The following is an 18,804-nucleotide window of genomic DNA, read 5'->3' on the forward strand; positions in this document are numbered from 1 at the left end:
ATCTCTGCCTGCGCGCTCGTTGATTTTTTGGTGTAGATGCTTTATACTATTTACCAAATGGCTAGTATTTGGATAATAAACTTTATTCATATATTAGTTAGATTGGTTGTTCGGAGGGAGGGAATCACATGGCAGAGACAAGAAAGAAAAAGAATGAAGATATTGATGCCGCTCTTCGCCGTTTTAAGCGTAGCCTTTCCAAAGAAGGAACAATGGCTGAAGTGAAAAAACGCAAACACTACGAAAAACCTAGTGTTCGTCGTAAGAAGAAAAGCGAAGAAGCTAGAAAACGTAAGTTTTAAGTAAAGAAGGTGCTGCATCCTTGGAACTCATGGATCGTTTAAGCAGTGACATGAAGTCAGCAATGAAAAACAAGGAAAAACAGCGTTTAAATGTCATCAGAGGCCTGCGGGCATCGATGCAGAATGAAGCCATCAAGCTCAATAAAGAGCTTGATGAAAGTGAAGCAACAGCGGTTTTAAACCGTGAAATGAAACAAAGAAAAGATTCCCTCCATGAGTTTGAAAACGCAGGACGGGAAGATTTAGCAGAACAGACCAGGTTCGAAATGGACGTCATATCTGAATATCTTCCTGCTCCTTTATCGAATGAAGAATTGGAATCGATTGTGAAAGAAACTATTCAGGAGGAGAATGCCTCTTCGATGAAAGATATGGGGACAGTGATGTCGGCGGTGATGCCTAAAATCAGCGGAAAAGCGGACGGTTCCCAGGTAAATCAATTAGTGAAGAAGCATTTATCTTCTTGATAATAAGAAAGCTAGAGATCGAATCAGGGTTTAGTTCCGGTTCGGTCTCTTTTTTTAAAACATAAGCGAGTCTTCCTGCTGAAATAAACGGGAAAAAATTGAAACGCTTTTATCTTTATCCTCGTACATAAGAGTATAGACATATAACTAATGAACGGGAGGGGGGATAGAGGTGGAGCAGAGAAAAAGCAGATGGTTGTCTGTTCTTCTTGCCGTGCTTTTCATGACAGCCGCCTGGCTTCCGGCCTCTGTACAGGGGGCCGGTGAAAATCAGACCGTGTATGTGATCCCGGTTGAACAGACTGTTGAGCAGGGGATGGCTGCATTTTTGGAGCGATCGGTGGAGGAAGCGGAAGAAGCTGGTGCGGACAGGATTATCTTTGAACTGGACACGCCCGGAGGCGCGGTGGATGCCGCAGGTGAGATTGCTTCAATTATCAATGGCACATCTATTCCAACTACAGCATATGTAACGGAGCAGGCCATGTCAGCAGGAGCGTTTCTCGCTTTGAGCGCTGACGAAATTGCAATGGCTCCTGAAACGGAAATGGGAGCAGCCCAGGTTATTGACGGCTCAGGAAATGCAGCCTCTGACAAGGCGCAGTCGGCCTGGGTGTCCAATATGGTCAATGCAGCCGAATCAAACGACAGGGACCCGGTGTATGCAGAAGCAATGGCTGACCCTGGAGTTGAACTGCCGGATTATCGTGCCGGAGAAGGTGAACTGTTAACGCTTACGGCGTCGGAAGCAGCTTCTGAGGAAGTGGGCTATGCAGAATACATTGCCGACAGCAGGGATGATCTTCTCAGTCAGATGAACCTGGGCGATGCTGCAGTGGAAGAAGCAGATATCAGTGCCGCTGAGCAGATCGCAAGATGGGTAACCAGTCCCTATGTGATTCCGATTTTATTGAGCGTCGGTATGATCGGCCTAATACTTGAAATATTTTCACCGGGATTTGGTATTTTCGGAGGCATTGGTCTCGCGTCTTTAGGACTTTTCTTTTTCGGTCATATGATCGCTGGCTTTGCCGGTTTCGAAGGACTGCTGCTGTTTGGCGTCGGCCTGATATTACTGCTGATAGAATTCTTTGTTCCTGGTTTTGGAATTTTTGGTATATTAGGTATAGGGGCAGTCGTTGGCAGTCTGTTTATGTCTTCATTTTCTGTTTCCGTCATGGCGATCTCCGTCGTTCTGGCAGCGGTAGCCGCCATCATTGCAGCAGTAGTCATGGTGGTTGGTTTTGGAAAACGGGGGCCAATGAAAAAGCTGGTGCTGCAGGATACTTTTTCTTCGAAGGAAGGATATGTGTCAAATGAAGGCAGAACGGACTTACTGGGCAGAGAAGGAACGGCATTAACCCCGCTGCATCCGACCGGTGCAGTAGATATTGACGGGGAAAAAATTGATGTTGTTTCAGACGGCCGCTATCTTGAGCGCGGAGACGCTGTGCAGGTAGTGCGTGTAGAAGGCACGCGTGTTGTAGTAAAGCCATACACTAACAAAGAAAGAAGGGAATCATGACATGGGAATTGATATAGGTCTCGTTATTGTATTAGCTATTATTTTAATAGCGCTCGTCATTTTATTCACTTTTGTTCCGGTTGCGCTCTGGATTTCGGCGCTTGCTGCAGGAGTGAAAGTAGGTATTTTCCAGCTCGTCGGCATGCGGCTCCGGAGAGTTATTCCGTCGAGAGTAGTAAACCCGATGATCAAAGCAGAAAAAGCTGGACTCGATATTGAATTGAACAAGCTTGAAGGCCACTACCTGGCAGGTGGTAACGTAGACCGTGTGGTTAACGCACTAATCGCTGCCCAGCGTGCAAATATTGAACTTACATTTGAGCGTTGTGCTGCTATCGATCTTGCCGGCCGTGACGTGTTGGAAGCCGTACAGATGAGTGTTAACCCGAAAGTTATTGAAACACCGTTTATTGCCGGTGTGGCAATGGACGGTATTGAAGTAAAAGCAAAAGCAAGAATCACCGTCCGGGCAAACATAGACCGCCTGGTAGGGGGCGCCGGCGAAGATACCGTTATCGCCCGTGTTGGTGAAGGTATTGTTTCGACGATTGGTTCTTCGCAGAATCATAAAAAAGTGCTGGAAAACCCGGACAGCATCTCGCAGACGGTTCTTTCCAAAGGCCTGGATTCAGGTACGGCCTTTGAGATTTTATCCATTGATATAGCCGATATTGACATTGGCAAAAACATTGGTGCAGAACTGCAGACAGACCAGGCGGAAGCAGACAAAAACATCGCCCAGGCGAAAGCCGAAGAACGTCGTGCCATGGCTGTTGCTCAGGAGCAGGAAATGAAAGCACGCGTAGAAGAAATGCGCGCGAAAGTTACCGAGTCCGAAGCAGAAGTGCCAATGGCAATGGCAGAAGCACTGCGTTCCGGAAACCTTGGCGTCATGGATTATATGAATATCCAGAACGTAATGTCTGATACGGATATGCGTGAATCGATCAGTAAATCCGGTAAAGACGACGATCAAAACGGGCCGTATAACCGTCCACACACCGATAAATAAGGGACTTTGTCCGTAGAAGAAGGTGAATGAAGCGATGGAGCAGCTGTTTGAACTAGTGTTTAATAACCTGTGGATTTTACTGCTGCTCTTCGGCGGTTTGATTACGTTTCTCGGCCGGGGGGACAGCAGCAGCCAGCAGCAGGAGGGCAGCGACAGCGATTCGAGACGGCGCGGAGCGTTCGGAAAGCTCGAGGACCTGTTTGAAGAGTTTGAAAATGCCCGCAAGGAAAACACACCTAACCGTCCTCAGAATGATCCTTCCGGAAGCCCTGGCAATCATCCAACGCGCCGGGTGCCGGAAGCAGAGTCAGAGCTGTACAAAGAAGAGGCAGACGAGCCTCAGAATAAAAGCAGTGCTTTAAAGGAATATGAAAAGCGCCGTGAAGAGCTTCAAAAGCAAAAGAAAAATGCAAGCCAGCGTCTCGAGCGCGCTTCGCGGCAGTCCGCTGAACGTGGAAGTGTCACGTCAGACGGAGAAATCGGCGGGCCGCGGAGAAATCCGCGGTCGATAAATAAAAAAGAAGCGGCAAACGGTCTTGTGTGGGCGGAGGTTCTCAGCCCGCCGGTTACAAGACGCAGCGGCTATCCTTACCAGAGACAGTCAACGATGTCGCGTGAAAAAGTTGCGCCGCACCGTTCTACAAACAAAAGCAGTAACGAGTGAGCCTGATCTTTGGATCAGGTTCTTTTTTTCCTTAAAAGCGTAAAATGTCTGCTATTTTTTGCAACACCCTTAGCGTGGTGGTAGAGTAGAGTTAGCATACTAACGAAAAAACTGATAACAGCAAGGATATGATATTATACTCAAGGAGACTGAGCTATATTGACCGAAAAGAAAACGCTAGAACTACAGGTGAATGAAATGAATGACATCCAGCAGCTGTTTGGTCCAAACGATGTGCACATTGAGAGGCTCGAAGAAAAGCTGGACGTTTCGATTATTACCCGGGGCGGCTCGCTGATCGTAGAAGGAAATGAAAAGCAGGCAGCGCTGGTTGAAGAAGTCATTGAAGCATTGGCCAGGCTGTTAAAAAAACGGGTGCGGATTTCCGAGCGTGATGTTGTCTATGCAGCGCAGCTTGCCGAAGAAGGAAAGCTTGAAAAGCTTGAAGATCTATTTCAGGAGCAGATTGCGGTAAACGCTGAAGGCAAGCCGGTCATGATTAAAACCTTAGGGCAGAAAGAATATATCGACCAGATCCGCCGTAAAGATATGATATTTGGCGTTGGCCCGGCTGGGACAGGAAAAACCTATCTGGCAGTTGTGATGGCGGTCAATGCTTTAAAGGAGGGACGGGTGAAGCGTATTGTGTTAACCCGTCCGGCGGTAGAGGCCGGAGAAAGCCTCGGGTTTCTTCCGGGAGACCTGAAAGAAAAGGTGGACCCATACCTGCGTCCGCTGTATGACGCTCTTCATAACATTTTTGGGGCAGAGCATACACAGCGGTTAATGGAGAGAGGCACGATTGAAGTGGCCCCCCTCGCTTATATGAGAGGCCGGACGCTCGACGATGCCTTTGTTATTCTCGATGAAGCACAGAATACGACGAAGGAACAGATCAAGATGTTTTTAACGCGGCTCGGCTTTGGTTCAAAAATGATCGTTAACGGGGACCTCACCCAGATTGATCTTCCGAAAGGCCAGCAGTCAGGTTTGAAGGTGGCAGCGCGCATTTTAAAAAACATCGATCATATCGGATTCGTTTACTTGGAGGCCACGGACGTCGTGCGGCATACACTGGTGCAGCAGATTCTTGATGCGTACGAACAGGAGGAAGGCGACCCAAAGCGTACGTTGAACCGACCGGACAAACCAACAAAAAACTAGTCAGGGGTGGACAGGTGTGAGCATTGAAGTAGATATGGTGGACGAAACGGAACGAGTGGAGCCGAAGCATTGGGAGCTGGTGCAGAACATCCTGCAGTTCGCATGTGAAGAAGAAGGAGTCGTAGACGGCTCGGAGGTTTCTGTGAGTTTTGTGGATAATGAAATGATTCAGGCAGTGAACAGGGAGTACCGGGAGATTGACCGGCCGACTGATGTGATTTCATTTGCACTGAATGACGACGAAATTCAGCCTCAGGCCGAGGGCATACCGAACCTGCTCGGAGACATCATTATCAGCGTTCCTAAAGCCCGGGAGCAGGCAGAGGAGTATGGTCATTCGTTTGAAAGGGAGCTGGGCTTTCTGGCCGTTCACGGCCTGCTGCATCTGCTTGGTTATGATCATATGAATAAAGAAGAAGAACAAACAATGTTTTCGCGTCAGGAAAGGATCCTGGAAGCGTATGGATTACCGCGATAAATCGCTGCCCAGGCGCTGGAGGGACGGGTTTGTATTTGCCGGAAAAGGCATCCGCCTCGCCTTCCGGGAAGAGCGTCACATGCGCTTCCACGTTTTTTTTGGCCTGGCGGCTGTTCTTTTAGGATGGTTGTGCGGGCTCGCTTTATGGCAGTGGACCGTTCTATTGCTGGCAATTGCCGGGATGCTTGTACTCGAAATGGTCAATTCCGCGCTGGAGCGCCTGGTGAATTTAGTCTCTCCGGAATGGAATAAAACTGCAGGAGAGGTCAAGGACATTGCTGCCGGCGCGGTGCTCATTTATGCTGTATTTGCTGTTATCATCGGTGTGATGATTTTTATGCCTTTCTTATGGGAATGGCTGAGCTGACAAAGGGGGAAAAACATTGGCTATAGAAAACGAACTGCTTGAACGGGCTAAACAGGCGAGAGAACAAGCGTATGTTCCGTATTCCAACTTTCCGGTAGGAGCGGTCTTTGTAGGAGAGGACGGCGAGTGGTACGAAGGATGTAATATTGAGAACTCGTCGTATGGGTTAAGCAACTGTGCAGAACGGACAGCCGTATTCAGTGCGCTGCGTACAGGCATGCGAAGCGGAAAAATGGTAGCTGTCATCGCTGATACGAAAGGACCGGTCGCTCCGTGCGGCGCCTGCCGGCAGGTGCTTTCTGAGTTTCTGCCGAAGGACGCCCGGATTGTTTTAGGTAACCTGCAGGGTGAAATGAAAGTAACAACAATGGAAGAGCTGCTCCCGGGAGCATTCGGCCCGGAGGATTTATAGTATGAAAGCAGGAAAGAAGAGGGAAAATAATGAGTGAAGAGTATCATTCCGGATTTGCCGCTTTAATTGGTCGGCCTAACGCGGGTAAATCTACATTAATGAATCAGGTGCTTGGCCAAAAAATTGCGATAATGAGTGATAAAGCACAGACAACAAGAAATAAAATCCAGGGAGTCTACACGACGGAAGAATCCCAGATTGTTTTTATCGACACCCCGGGCATTCATAAACCAAAGCATAAGCTGGGCGATTTTATGGTTCGCGCGGCTCTTCAGACACTAAACGACGTTGATATTATTTTATACCTGATCGATGCGTCAGAATCATATGGCCCCGGTGAGGAATATATTATCGAAAAACTGAAGCGGACAGACACACCGGTATTTTTAATCGTTAATAAGATTGATAAGGTCCATCCGGACGAGCTGCTCAAAGTGATCGCGAGCTATTCCGAACGGTATGATTTTGCCGAGGTAGTACCGGTTTCTGCGTTGAACGGCAACAATGTGACGACACTTCTCGAGGAACTTACCAAATACCTCGAGGAGGGCCCGCAGTTTTATCCGGAAGATCAGGTCACCGATCACCCGGAACGGTTTATCGTGAGTGAACTGATACGCGAAAAAGCCCTGCAGCTTACGCGCGAAGAAGTTCCGCATTCGCTCGCCGTCGTTATCGATGAAATGAAGGAACGGGAAAACGGCGCGGTGTATGTGGCAGCTACTATTGTCGTTGAACGCCCGACCCAAAAAGGCATTATTATTGGCAAGCAGGGCTCGATGCTAAAGGAAATCGGGCAGCGGGCCCGAGCAGATATTGAGTCAATGCTTGGATCGAAGGTCTTTGTGGAGCTTTGGGTGAAGGTGGAAAAGGACTGGAGAAACAGCGCGTATCTGCTTCGTGAGAACGGATATCGCGAGGACGAATATTAAGAAATCGCCTGTGAGCGGAGGAACAGCATGATTCAGAAAACAGAAGGAATTGTTTTGCGGACTGCTTCCTACGGGGAATCCAATGTAGTGTTAACGGTGTATACAAGAGAGCACGGGAAAATGGCGATGATGGCCAAAGGGGCAAAGAAACCAAGCAGCCGACTGCGATCGATCTCCCAGCCCTTTGTTTACGGAACGTTTGTGTACTACCCGGGTAAAGGAATGAGAACGCTCAGCCAGGGAGACGTAACGGATTCATTCCGCAGCGTGCGTGAAGATATCGTTCTCACTTCCTACGCTTCCTATTTGTCCGAACTTCTCGATAAAGTTACGGTGGACCAGGAACGAAACCCTTATTTATTTGAATTGTTCTGGCAGCTTTTGCGGCGCATTGACGAAGGCGAAGATGCTGAAGTGCTTATTCGTCTCTTTGAAGTGAAAATGACTGCCGTGGCAGGCATTCAGCCTGTGATCGACCGCTGCGCAAACTGCGGCCGGCAGGAGGGCACCTTTCATTTTTCCATCCGCGAAGCGGGCTTTCTCTGTCATCTCTGCTGGGAGATGGATCCGTACCGCTTCCGCATTCAGCCGAAAACAGTACGTCTGTTGCGGACGTTTTTCTATATTGACGTGCACCGGATCGGCTCAGTTTCTGTATCAGCCGAAACGAAAAAAGAGCTGAAGGATGTCCTGAACAGCTATTATGATTCGTACGCAGGTATCCATTTAAAGGCGAGGCGTTTTTTGGAGCAGATGGAAAAGTGGAACGTCGAATGAGTGCTTGACACACTCGCAAATGTTAAGTACTATTTCAATACAATCATAACGATGCGCAGGGAAAGAAAGTAGTAGCAATCTTCTTCAGTCTTAGCGAGTGCGGGATAGTGAAAGCTGCACGCTGACCGGTTGTGAAGGCGTTCTGGAGCGCGGAATGGATAAAGCGGCTTTTCGGCTATAGTGCCCAAAAAGCAAGTAGGGTGGAACCGCGGCGATAACCGTCCCTATACCTGAGTGACAGGTATAGGGACTTTTTTAATGAAATAAACGAAAAGCAGAAGGGGTGTTTAACATGGCAATGAATATACAGGAAATGATTTTAACATTGCAGAACTACTGGGCTGGCCAGAATTGTATTATTATGCAGGCCTACGACGTGGAAAAGGGAGCGGGGACGATGAACCCGATGACGTTTCTGCGCAGCATCGGACCAGAGCCGTGGAACGCAGCATACGTAGAGCCGTCGAGGCGGCCGGGCGACGGACGCTACGGGGAGAACCCGAACCGTTTGTACCAGCACCATCAGTTTCAAGTAGTCATGAAGCCTTCGCCGGACAACATCCAGGAGTTGTATTTAAAGAGCTTGGAAGCGATCGGTATTGACCCGCTTGCCCACGACATCCGCTTTGTGGAGGACAACTGGGAAGCTCCGACGCTGAGTGCCTGGGGCCTCGGATGGGAAGTCTGGATTGACGGCATGGAAATTACCCAGTTCACGTATTTTCAGCATGTCGGTGGCATGGACGCCCATCCGGTGACAGCTGAGATTACATACGGCATCGAACGGCTCGCGTCGTATATTCAGGATAAAGAAAATGTGTTTGACATGGAATGGGTAGAGGGCGTTTCGTACGGCGATATGTTTTTACAGGCGGAATACGAGCATTCGAAGTATTCCTTTGAAATTGCGGATAAAGAGCTGCTGTTGAATCAGTTTGCCGCAAGCGAAAAGGAAGCAGAGCGTGCCATTGAAGAAAAGCTGGTGCTGCCTGCCTACGATCACGTATTAAAATGCTCGCATTTGTTTAACCTGCTCGATGCCCGCGGGGCGATTTCAGTGACGGAGAGAACCGGATATATTGCGCGGGTGCGCAATCTGGCAAGAAAATGCGGAAAAGCGTATTACGAAGAACGGGAAAAACTAGGATTTCCGCTACGGAAGCAGGAGGCGATGAACTATGACAACTAATCACTTTTTACTTGAAATCGGCGTGGAAGAAATGCCTGCCCGCTTTGTGGAGGGGGCCGTCAAGCAGCTGAAGGAAAAAACAGAAACCTGGCTGCAGGAGCAGCGGCTCAGCTATAGCGCCGTTCATATGTTTTCCACTCCAAGACGGCTCGCACTCCGGGTGGAAGACCTGGCTGATTATCAGGAGGATATGGTCGAAGAAGCCCGCGGCCCGGCCAAAAAGATCGCTCTTACAGACGACGGGGAATGGAGCAAGGCTGCTTTAGGTTTTGCCAGAGGCCAGCAGGTTGAGGCCCAGGAATTGTACTTTAAAGAGGTGAAAGGCACCGAGTACGTTTTTGTAGAAAAAGAACATAAGGGTCGGCCAACCTCAGAAATGCTGCAGCAGATGGAAGCAATTATTACGTCGCTCACTTTCCCGAAAAACATGCGCTGGGGAAGTCATGAGCTTCGCTTTGTGCGACCGATCCAATGGCTTGTGGCGTTGTACGGAGAAACAGTAATCCCGTTTACGATTACAGACCGCACTGCCGGCAATACTTCTTACGGACACCGGTTTTTGGGAAATGCCATTACGATTCATAAGCCGGAAACGTACGAGCAGCAGCTGAAAGAGGAGTACGTGATTGCAGATGCTTCTGAAAGAACGGATTTGATTCGCAGCCAGATCGAAGAGATTGAAGCGGAAAACAACTGGCACATTCCGATCGATCAAGAGCTGCTTGCCGAAGTGAATCAGCTCGTGGAATACCCGACCGCGCTGCATGGTTCATTTGACGAAGCGTATTTGGACATCCCGCGTGAGGTGCTCGTCACCTCCATGAAAGAACACCAACGGTATTTTCCGGTGGAAAATGACGAAGGCAGTCTCCTTTCGTATTTTATTACAGTACGAAACGGTAACACTGACCACATTGACCAGGTGCGGAAAGGAAATGAAAAGGTGCTCCGTGCCCGTCTGGCAGATGCCCAGTTTTTCTATGACGAGGACCAGAAAGTGTCGCCGGACGAAGCGGTGGAAAAATTAAACCATGTTATTTATCAGGAAAATCTCGGCACAGTCGGTGAAAAGGTAATGAGGGTAAAAACTGTCAGCACCCGGCTCGCAGAATACCTGCAGCTCGACAGTGCGAAGGTGCAAAATGTTAAGCGTGCTGCTCACATTTCCAAGTTCGACCTCGTAACGTTAATGGTGGACGAATTCACCGAGCTCCAGGGAGTTATGGGAAGAGAATATGCCCGGATGGCAGGAGAAAACACCGAAGTTGCCGAAGCTATTGCAGAACATTATAAACCAAAGTCCGCCGGGGACAGTCTTCCGCAAAACGTTGAAGGTGCGGTTATCAGCGCAGTGGATAAAATGGACACTATTGTTTCGAGCTTTGGTGTAGGTATGGTTCCTACCGGCTCCCAGGATCCTCACGGGCTGAGAAGACAGGCAGCAGGTATTGTTCAGACAATCACCGGGCACCGGTTCCCGCTGACTATTCAGCAGCTGATCGTTCTGGTGCTGGATGAAATCAAAGAGCGTTCTCTTCTTCAGCGCGAAGAAGCGGATGTCCTGAAGGATCTCGAAGAATTCTTTACTCAGCGTGTCCGTCAAAAGCTGCTTGACGAGGGGATCCGTCATGACATTGCGGATGCCGTGCTGCTTCATCTTGGCGAAAGAATTGACGTAGTGACAGAAAAAGCTGTGTTTATTCAAGCGCGTGCCGAAGAAACAGACTTCAAAGCAACGGTGGAAGCACTCAGCCGGGTGACCAATATCGCAAAAAACACAGACAGTGGTTCAGATATTCAAACAGAGCTGTTTCAGGCTGAAGAGGAAAGAGAGCTCTACGAAAAAAGCAAAACCTTGAACCAGCAGCTCGATGAAACGCTTGGTCAGGCGGATGTTGCCGGTGCGTATCAAGCGATTCAGGCAGTTACGCCGGCCATCAATGCCTACTTTGATCATGTCATGGTTATGGCTGAAGACGAGCAGGTAAAACAGAACAGACTGCAGCAGATGGCACTGTTATCCAGGGAAATTGAACGGTTCGCCCGCTTTCGGAATATTGTTTTTTCATCATAAAACAATACATCCGTGCGAAGCGCCGATGAAGGTGGGGAGTCACTATCGAATTAACAGAGCGTCAGGAAACCATCCTGCAGATTGTTAAAGACAATGGGCCGATCACCGGGGAGCACATTGCAGACAGACTTTCACTGACGAGAGCCACTCTGCGCCCGGATCTGGCCATTCTTACAATGTCAGGATTTTTAGAAGCAAGACCGAGAGTAGGATATTATTATACTGGGAAAACGGATACCGAAGAACTGAACAATCAGCTGCAGAAATTAACCGTCAAGCATTACCAGTCAATCGCGGTGGTCGTTTCGGAATCAGATAGTGTGTACGATGCCATCTGCACCATGTTTCTTGAAGATGTCGGTACTCTCTTTGTGGTGGATAAACAAGGTTATCTGGCCGGTGTCCTTTCAAGAAAAGATCTGCTGCGGGCAAGTCTTGGCCGCCAGGATACAGAAGCAATCCCTGTAAGTATTATTATGACAAGGATGCCCAATATCACGATATGCAAAAAAGAAGATCTGGTCGTTTATGCAGCAACCAAGCTGATAGAACGCCAGATTGATGCGCTGCCGGTAGTAAAAGATGCCGGTGGTGAAAAGTATGAAGTGGTCGGCAGGGTCACAAAGACAAATATTACTAAAGTATTGGTGGATCTGGCCAATAACCAATTATTTTAACCCGAGGAGGCAGACATGACCACAAAACAAGAGCGTCCAGTAGTATACGTAGTGTCCGATTCGGTAGGAGAAACAGCTGAACTGGTAGTGAAAGCCGCAGCGAGTCAGTTTGGGGAAGACGGGATGGAAGTGCGCCGTATTCCGTACGTTGAAGATGAGGGGACGGTAGAGGAGGTCATTCAGCTCGCCAAGGAAGCGAAAGCGATGATTGCGTTCACTCTGGTGATCCCCGAGATCAATCAGTACCTCCGGGAGCACGCGGAGGAGGCCGGCGTAGATACTGTTGATATTATGGGGCCGGTACTCGATAAGATGGTGACGCTCACGAACCGGCAGCCAAGATATGAACCTGGTCTCGTATATCGTCTGGATGAAGATTATTTCCGAAAGGTGGAAGCGATCGAATTTGCGGTCAAATACGATGACGGCCGTGACCCACGGGGGATTGTCCGGGCGGACATTGTGCTGATCGGCGTATCGCGAACCTCGAAAACACCTCTTTCCCAGTATTTGGCCCATAAGCGCCTGAAGGTGGCAAATGTGCCGCTGGTTCCGGAAGTGGATCCGCCGGAGGAATTGTTTAATATTTCGAGTGAGAAATGCATCGGGCTGCGAATCAGTGCCGATAAATTAAACCGGATCCGTTCAGAACGACTGAAAGCGCTTGGGCTGAGACCGGAAGCAAACTATGCGAGTATGGAACGTATTCAGGAAGAGCTCGACTATTCGGAAGAGCTGATGAACAAAATCGGCTGTACAGTAATTGATGTATCCAACAAAGCTGTGGAAGAAACAGCCAATATTATCTCCAATATGTTTCAGCAGCGCTAGGAGAGGATCAGCATGACGAAAAAGGAATCCACAGTGTATGTGGACGCTGATGCATGCCCGCATAAAGAAACGATCGACACGTGGGGGGCAGGCAAAAGCATGCGGATCGTTTTTGTAGCAAGCAGCGCTCACGTATCAAATAAAGTGTATGAAGCAGAAACCGTGATGGTGGAAAATGAACCCGAAGCGGCGGATATGTATATTTGGAACCATGTTTCTGCCGGTGACCTGGTCATTGCCGATGATCACGGGCTGGCAGCGATTGCTCTTGAAAAAGGAGCGGCGGTTCTCTCTTTCCGGGGGAAGCGCTGGAAAAAAGGCGACGAAGAATGGCTGCTTGCCGGCCGGTATGCCGGTGTGCTGGCTAAACAGGGAAAGCACAGAGTTAAAGGGCCTAAAGCAATATCACTTGAAGAGCGCCAGCTTTTTTTTGAGGGCCTGGAGATTTTTGAAGCAGGCGGCAGTGAGTCCAAATGGTAATAGGCTCATCAGGGAGGAAACAAAGTGGCAGCGTTTATTCCAGAAGAAAAAGTTGCTGAGATTCGGGAAAAGACAGATATTGTCGAAGTCATCAACGATTACGTACAGCTAAAAAAACAGGGGAGACATTATCTCGGCCTGTGTCCTTTTCATGGGGAAAATACCCCGTCATTTTCTGTTTCTCCGGAACGGCAGCTGTATCACTGCTTTGGCTGCGGCGCCGGCGGCAATGCCATAACTTTTTTGATGGAGCACGACGGCCTGACATTTGTGGAAGCCATTCAATCCCTTGCAGCCAAAACGGGCACAGACCTGCCCGAGCTCGAAGATCAATACCCCGGTGAACGGGAACAGCACCAATCCAAAAAAGAAGCGCATCAAATGGCGGCCAAGTTTTATCATCATCTGCTGATGAATACGGAACAGGGGAAAGAAGCGTATGATTATTTAACGGCCCGGGGCATCAGCGAAGAGATTATTGAAGAATTTCAGCTCGGCTATGCCCCGGAGAGAAACAATATGCTTGTCCAGCTGCTTGAAAAAAGGGAGTACGACCTGGAAGAAATGGAAGAGGCCGGGCTAATTCTCCGCCAGGAATCCAGCTGGCAGTGGAATGACCGTTTTCGCGGGCGGGTCATGTTTCCTATTCATAACCAGCGCGGACAGGTTATTGCCTTTGGGGGCCGCGCGCTCGGGGAAGGGGCGCCAAAATACTTAAACAGCCCGGAAACACCCATCTTTTTAAAGCATGAAACGCTCTACTCGTTTTCCAAAGCCCGCCAGGCGATCCGCAAACAGGATGAAGCTGTCCTGTTCGAAGGCTATATGGATGTTATTGCTGCGTGGAAAGCAGGGGTGAAAAACGGGGTTGCGGGGCTTGGTACCGCTTTCTCTAAACGCCAGGCCGAGCAGATTCGAAAAGCAACAGACAAAGCGGTAATTGCTTATGACGGAGATAATGCCGGACGGGCAGCGGCGTGGAAAACCGGAGATATTCTTGAAAAGCAGGACATCGATGTACGGGTGGCGCTGTTTCCGGCGGATATGGACCCGGACGACTATATTCAAGAGTACGGGGCAGAAGCTTTCAGGGCCCAGCTGTCGGAGCGTGCAGTTCCTTTTATGTCCTTTAAAGTTCAGGAGCTGCGTAAAAATAAAAACCTTCAAAATGAAGGAGACCGTCTTGCCTATATCGAAGAAGTACTCCGGGAAACATCTCTGATCAGCAGTGCTGTAGAACGTGAATTCTACATGAAGCAGCTGGCAGAAGAATTTGACCTGTCGATGGATGCTCTTCGTGAAGAAGAACGCAAAGTACAAAAAAAGGAACAGCAGGAAAAGACAGCAAAGACTCCTCCGTCTGCAGAAGCAGGTAAACGGTGGCGGAGCGGAGCGCTTCCGAAAAAACAGGTGTCGATGCGCTCAGCCTATGAAAACGCTGAACGATCGCTCCTCGCTTTTATGCTTCAGAACCGGGAGGTGGCTGAGGAGGTCAAAGAGCGGATTGGCGGAGAATTCAACATTGATGCTCATACAGCGCTCGCAGCTTATTTATATGCTTATTATGACGACGACCATGATCCTGATGTAAGCCGGTTTATGGAATACGTTGAGGAGCAGGAGCTTGTAAACCTGGTTTCTGAGCTGATGCATCTTGACATTCCAGCAGAAATATCAGATAATGAAATGTCTGACTATGTTGAACAGATTAAAATTCGACCAAAACGGGAAGAATTACTGCAAAGGCAGAAACAGCTTAAAGACGCTGAAAGAAATGGTGATTCAGAAACAAATCAGCGACAGTTGCTGACAAGAATCATGGAATTGATGATGCAGCTGAAGAAAAACTAGCCTGAAGCAATTTGCTTGCGCTTTTCCTTTGTGGTTGATAAGATATGATCACGATAGAAGGAAAGCGTGCCAGTTTGATGTGCACGCTCTTTCTATGTGCCCGCCGTCCTTTCAACCAGCTAAGAAAATACCAGGAAAAGAAATCGTCGGCACAGACAATTGCGGGCATGTAAAGAGACAGGGTAGGATTCAAGGTGTGAAGCTTGGAAGGAGGGAGATCGAATGGCGGAAAAACCAAGCCGTCCGCTGGCGGAAGGTGAAATGTCGGTCGATCAGGTAAAAGAACAATTGCTCGAAACGGGCAAAAAGCGTGGAACGTTAACGTATGCAGAAATAACAGAAAAACTCTCCAGTTACGACCAGGATTCTGAGCAGATGGATGAGTTTTTTGAATACCTTGGTGAACAAGGCGTTGATATTATCAACGAGGGGGAAGAAGTTCCAAGCATGGAACAGGTGGAAAAAGAAGACACCCTCGACTTGAATGATTTAAGCGTCCCTCCAGGCATTAAAATTAACGATCCAGTCCGGATGTATTTAAAAGAAATCGGCCGTGTGCCGCTTCTTTCTGCGGAAGAAGAAATTAATCTTGCCACTAAAATTGAAGAAGGCGATGAAGAAGCAAAACGTCGTCTCGCAGAAGCCAACCTTCGTCTGGTTGTTTCGATCGCAAAACGTTACGTCGGACGCGGCATGCTTTTCCTTGATTTAATTCAGGAAGGCAACATGGGTCTCATCAAAGCGGTGGAAAAGTTTGATCACAGCAAAGGGTTCAAATTCAGTACGTACGCTACATGGTGGATCCGTCAGGCAATTACCCGTGCTATTGCCGACCAGGCGAGAACGATCCGTATTCCGGTGCACATGGTGGAGACGATCAACAAGTTAATCCGTGTGCAGCGTCAGCTGCTTCAGGACCTTGGCCGTGAGCCGCTTCCGGAAGAAGTTGCCAAAGAAATGGATCTGACTCCGGATAAAGTAAGGGAAATTCTTAAAATCGCCCAGGAGCCGGTATCACTGGAAACTCCTATTGGGGAAGAAGATGACTCCCATCTTGGGGACTTCATTGAAGACCAGGAAGCGATGGCTCCGTCGGATGCAGCTGCCTATGAACTGCTGAAAGAGCAGCTTGAAGATGTACTTGATACACTCACAGACCGCGAAGAAAACGTTTTGCGTCTCCGGTTTGGCCTTGATGACGGACGTACGCGGACTCTCGAAGAAGTGGGTAAAGTGTTTGGCGTTACAAGAGAACGTATCCGTCAGATTGAAGCCAAAGCGTTAAGAAAGCTTCGTCACCCGAGCCGCAGCAAGCGATTAAAAGATTTCATGGACTAATGAATTCATCATAGATACAAGGGGACGCATGCTTCTAATAAGCAGGTGTCCCCTTTTTTATTTTACATAGAAGAGAGAGGAAAACATGAAAAAAGCTGTATTGCCGGACAGACTGGCTGTCATCGTAGAACAAATTGACCAGGGGGCGGTGGTCGCAGATATTGGGACGGACCACGGGCTGGTTCCGGTCGAAGCAGTCGTGCGCCGGGAGGCGGGACACGCAGTAGCAGCAGATGTGAATGCAGGGCCGCTTCAGGCTGCTTCGGATTACATTGCGGCCTGCGGGTTGACAGGTAAAATTGATACCCGCCTCGGGAGCGGACTCACGGTACTGACAGAAAATGATCTTATTGATACAGTAGTTATCGCCGGAATGGGCGGTACGCTGATCTCTGATATTTTAGAGCAGGGCAGGGAGCATCTCCGCTCCGTGCAGAAGCTGATTCTGCAGCCCAACGTCTCTGCGGACCGGATCCGCCGGTGGCTGCTCGACAACGGCTGGAAGCTTATCAGGGAGCAGATTCTGAAGGAGGAGCGCCACGTGTACGAAATACTGACGGCCGTGCCGGGAGAAGCGGAAGCGCCGTACCACCAGCAGGAGCCGCTGGAAAAACAGCTGTTGTTCGGACCGTACCTGCTTGGGGAGCGAAACAATGCTTTTAAGGACAAATGGATGAGGGAAAAAGATAACTGGCAGCAGATTTTAAACCAGCTGGCAAACGCCGTTCCGACAGAACAGACAACGGCAAAGAAACGAAAATTAAACCAATATATTGCATGGGCTGAGGAGGTTATTACATGAATACTGTACGTGACGTTATCCGGGTCTTTGAAGAATGGGCGCCGCCGTCGCTTGCTGTGGAAGGCGACCGGGTGGGCCTGATGATCGGGGACTGGAATCAGCCGGTAACAAAGGTGCTAACCACTCTCGACGTCTCCGAAGAGGTGGTGGATGAAGCTGTCAAAACAGGGGCGGAGTTAATCATTGCCCACCACCCGCTGCTGTTTCGTCCAATAACATCACTTGATATGGCAAATGGCCAGGGGCCGGTAATTGAAAAGTGCATTAAGCATGATTTAACGGTCTATGCTGCTCATACGAACCTCGACATTGCTCCCGGGGGCGTGAATGACATGATGGCAGAAGCGCTCGGTTTAATGAACACGGAGGTGCTGGCTGCGACAGGGGAAGACCAGCTGTATAAGCTGGTGGCCTTTGTACCGGAGTCTCACGCGGAGGAAGTAAGACAGGCGGTTGGGGACGCAGGCGCCGGCTATATCGGCGGGTACAGTCACTGCACATTTTCCGCTTCGGGGACCGGGACGTTTATCCCGGGGGACGGTACGGATCCTTTTTTAGGCGAGCAGGGAAAAATGGAGTTTGCAGACGAAAAGCGGATGGAAACGATTGTGCCGGCATCTCTCCGGCAGTCCGTGGAAGCTGCTTTAACTGCTGCCCATCCGTATGAAGAACCAGCGTATGATTTGTACCCACTGGCCCTTCCAGGAGATCCTTACGGACTCGGCAGAGTGGGAGATCTTCCGGAGGAAATGACGCTTGAAGCGTTTGTGGAGCAGGTGAAAAAAAGCTATGACGTGCCGTTTGTCCGCGTGGTGGACGGAAAAGCCGCCCGTGTCAAACGCGTGGCCCTGCTCGGGGGCGATGGCAACAAATACTGGAAGCAGGCGCTTTCGAAGCAGGCAGATGTGTACATTACCGGCGATATTTATTTCCATACAGCCCAGGATGCGGCGATGGATGGCCTTACGATGCTAGACCCCGGCCACCATGTGGAAAAAATCATGAAAAAAGGCGTACAGAAGGAAATGCAGCACCGCAGTCAGGGCCGGCTGCAGGTGGAATGGCTGGCTTCTGCTTTGTCCACTGAACCGTTCCGGCTGGCCTGATAAAAAAATCCCTCCGCGCTCAAGTGATATGCTCCCCTTTAAGTAGACAGATGAAATAAATCATCTGTTTTGCTTAGAGGGGAGCATTTTTATGCCTTATCGAGGATATACGACCGAGCAGAAAATAGAAATCATCCACGCTTTTGATCAGAGGACAATGAATATGGCTGAGTTTTGTCGTCATTGGGACATCAACGAAAAGACGTTAAGGGGATGGATCGATCGGTACGAACGCCATGGAGCCGAAGCGCTGACGAAAGCCACCCAGTGGAAGCGGTATCCCCCGGAATGGAAACAAGAAGCTGTGGAAGCGTACCTGAATGAGGGGATATCCCAGCGGGATATTATTAACCTCT

At 49.3% G+C, this 18,804-nt stretch carries 21 protein-coding genes; all 21 read left to right on the forward strand.

What is annotated here, in order from left to right; genetic code table 11:
- The first annotated feature begins 128 nt into the window (after nt 1-128).
- Nucleotides 129-302, forward strand: a complete 174-nt coding sequence (gene rpsU / locus G548_RS0114870) for a 30S ribosomal protein S21 (protein ID WP_022794945.1) — start codon at nt 129-131, stop codon at nt 300-302.
- Between the two features lie 20 nt (nt 303-322).
- Nucleotides 323-769 (forward strand): GatB/YqeY domain-containing protein, encoded by a 447-nt coding sequence (locus tag G548_RS0114875; protein WP_022794946.1) that lies wholly within the window; start codon nt 323-325, stop codon nt 767-769.
- Between the two features lie 172 nt (nt 770-941).
- A complete protein-coding gene (locus G548_RS0114880; protein WP_022794947.1) occupies nt 942-2,294 on the forward strand; it encodes an NfeD family protein in 1,353 nt (450 codons plus the stop codon).
- Between the two features lies 1 nt (nt 2,295).
- Nucleotides 2,296-3,306 carry a flotillin-like protein FloA gene (gene floA, locus G548_RS0114885; protein WP_022794948.1) on the forward strand — a complete coding sequence of 337 codons (1,011 nt, stop codon included), beginning with the start codon at nt 2,296-2,298 and terminating at the stop codon, nt 3,304-3,306.
- A gap of 34 nt (nt 3,307-3,340) precedes the next feature.
- Complete coding sequence (locus G548_RS0114890) at nt 3,341-3,970, forward strand: hypothetical protein (protein WP_022794949.1); 630 nt, start codon at nt 3,341-3,343, stop codon at nt 3,968-3,970.
- 159 nt (nt 3,971-4,129) lie between these two features.
- Nucleotides 4,130-5,134: a PhoH family protein gene (locus G548_RS0114895; protein WP_022794950.1), complete on the forward strand. Its 1,005-nt coding sequence runs from the start codon at nt 4,130-4,132 to the stop codon at nt 5,132-5,134.
- Between the two features lie 16 nt (nt 5,135-5,150).
- On the forward strand, nt 5,151-5,612 hold the full coding sequence (gene ybeY / locus G548_RS0114900) for an rRNA maturation RNase YbeY (RefSeq protein WP_022794951.1): 462 nt from the start codon (nt 5,151-5,153) through the stop codon (nt 5,610-5,612).
- A complete protein-coding gene (locus G548_RS0114905) occupies nt 5,596-5,979 on the forward strand; it encodes a diacylglycerol kinase family protein (protein ID WP_022794952.1) in 384 nt (127 codons plus the stop codon). Before ybeY ends, G548_RS0114905 begins: the two co-directional genes overlap by 17 nt.
- A 22-nt stretch (nt 5,980-6,001) precedes the next feature.
- On the forward strand, nt 6,002-6,391 hold the full coding sequence (locus G548_RS0114910; RefSeq protein WP_027847461.1) for a cytidine deaminase: 390 nt from the start codon (nt 6,002-6,004) through the stop codon (nt 6,389-6,391).
- A 29-nt stretch (nt 6,392-6,420) separates the two neighbouring features.
- Complete coding sequence (gene era, locus G548_RS0114915) at nt 6,421-7,323, forward strand: GTPase Era (protein ID WP_022794954.1); 903 nt, start codon at nt 6,421-6,423, stop codon at nt 7,321-7,323.
- A 27-nt stretch (nt 7,324-7,350) separates the two neighbouring features.
- A complete protein-coding gene (recO, locus tag G548_RS0114920) occupies nt 7,351-8,100 on the forward strand; it encodes a DNA repair protein RecO (RefSeq protein ID WP_022794955.1) in 750 nt (249 codons plus the stop codon).
- Nucleotides 8,101-8,398: 298 nt separating this feature from the next.
- Nucleotides 8,399-9,289 (forward strand): glycine--tRNA ligase subunit alpha, encoded by an 891-nt coding sequence (gene glyQ / locus G548_RS0114925; RefSeq protein WP_040881163.1) that lies wholly within the window; start codon nt 8,399-8,401, stop codon nt 9,287-9,289.
- Entirely contained in the window at nt 9,279-11,363 is a 2,085-nt protein-coding gene (gene glyS / locus G548_RS0114930) for a glycine--tRNA ligase subunit beta (RefSeq protein WP_022794957.1), read from the forward strand. Before glyQ ends, glyS begins: the two co-directional genes overlap by 11 nt.
- A 44-nt stretch (nt 11,364-11,407) precedes the next feature.
- Entirely contained in the window at nt 11,408-12,040 is a 633-nt protein-coding gene (gene ccpN, locus G548_RS0114935) for a transcriptional regulator CcpN (protein WP_027847464.1), read from the forward strand.
- 15 nt (nt 12,041-12,055) lie between these two features.
- A complete protein-coding gene (locus G548_RS0114940; RefSeq protein ID WP_022794959.1) occupies nt 12,056-12,871 on the forward strand; it encodes a pyruvate, water dikinase regulatory protein in 816 nt (271 codons plus the stop codon).
- A gap of 12 nt (nt 12,872-12,883) precedes the next feature.
- A complete protein-coding gene (locus G548_RS18415) occupies nt 12,884-13,351 on the forward strand; it encodes a DUF188 domain-containing protein (RefSeq protein WP_022794960.1) in 468 nt (155 codons plus the stop codon).
- 24 nt (nt 13,352-13,375) lie between these two features.
- Nucleotides 13,376-15,202 (forward strand): DNA primase, encoded by a 1,827-nt coding sequence (dnaG, locus tag G548_RS0114950; RefSeq protein ID WP_022794961.1) that lies wholly within the window; start codon nt 13,376-13,378, stop codon nt 15,200-15,202.
- 222 nt (nt 15,203-15,424) lie between these two features.
- Nucleotides 15,425-16,540 (forward strand): RNA polymerase sigma factor RpoD, encoded by a 1,116-nt coding sequence (gene rpoD / locus G548_RS0114955; protein ID WP_022794962.1) that lies wholly within the window; start codon nt 15,425-15,427, stop codon nt 16,538-16,540.
- Nucleotides 16,541-16,625: 85 nt separating this feature from the next.
- Nucleotides 16,626-17,342: a tRNA (adenine(22)-N(1))-methyltransferase gene (locus G548_RS0114960; protein WP_022794963.1), complete on the forward strand. Its 717-nt coding sequence runs from the start codon at nt 16,626-16,628 to the stop codon at nt 17,340-17,342.
- On the forward strand, nt 17,339-18,448 hold the full coding sequence (locus G548_RS0114965) for a Nif3-like dinuclear metal center hexameric protein (RefSeq protein ID WP_022794964.1): 1,110 nt from the start codon (nt 17,339-17,341) through the stop codon (nt 18,446-18,448). The genes G548_RS0114960 and G548_RS0114965 overlap by 4 nt, the downstream gene beginning before the upstream one ends.
- A 91-nt stretch (nt 18,449-18,539) precedes the next feature.
- A partial coding sequence (locus tag G548_RS0114970; protein ID WP_022794049.1) for a helix-turn-helix domain-containing protein occupies nt 18,540-18,804 on the forward strand: 265 nt, incomplete at its 3' end.

The sequence above is a fragment of the Marinococcus halotolerans DSM 16375 genome, assembly GCF_000420725.1.
GTDB classification, from domain to species: Bacteria; Bacillota; Bacilli; order Bacillales; family Marinococcaceae; genus Marinococcus; species Marinococcus halotolerans.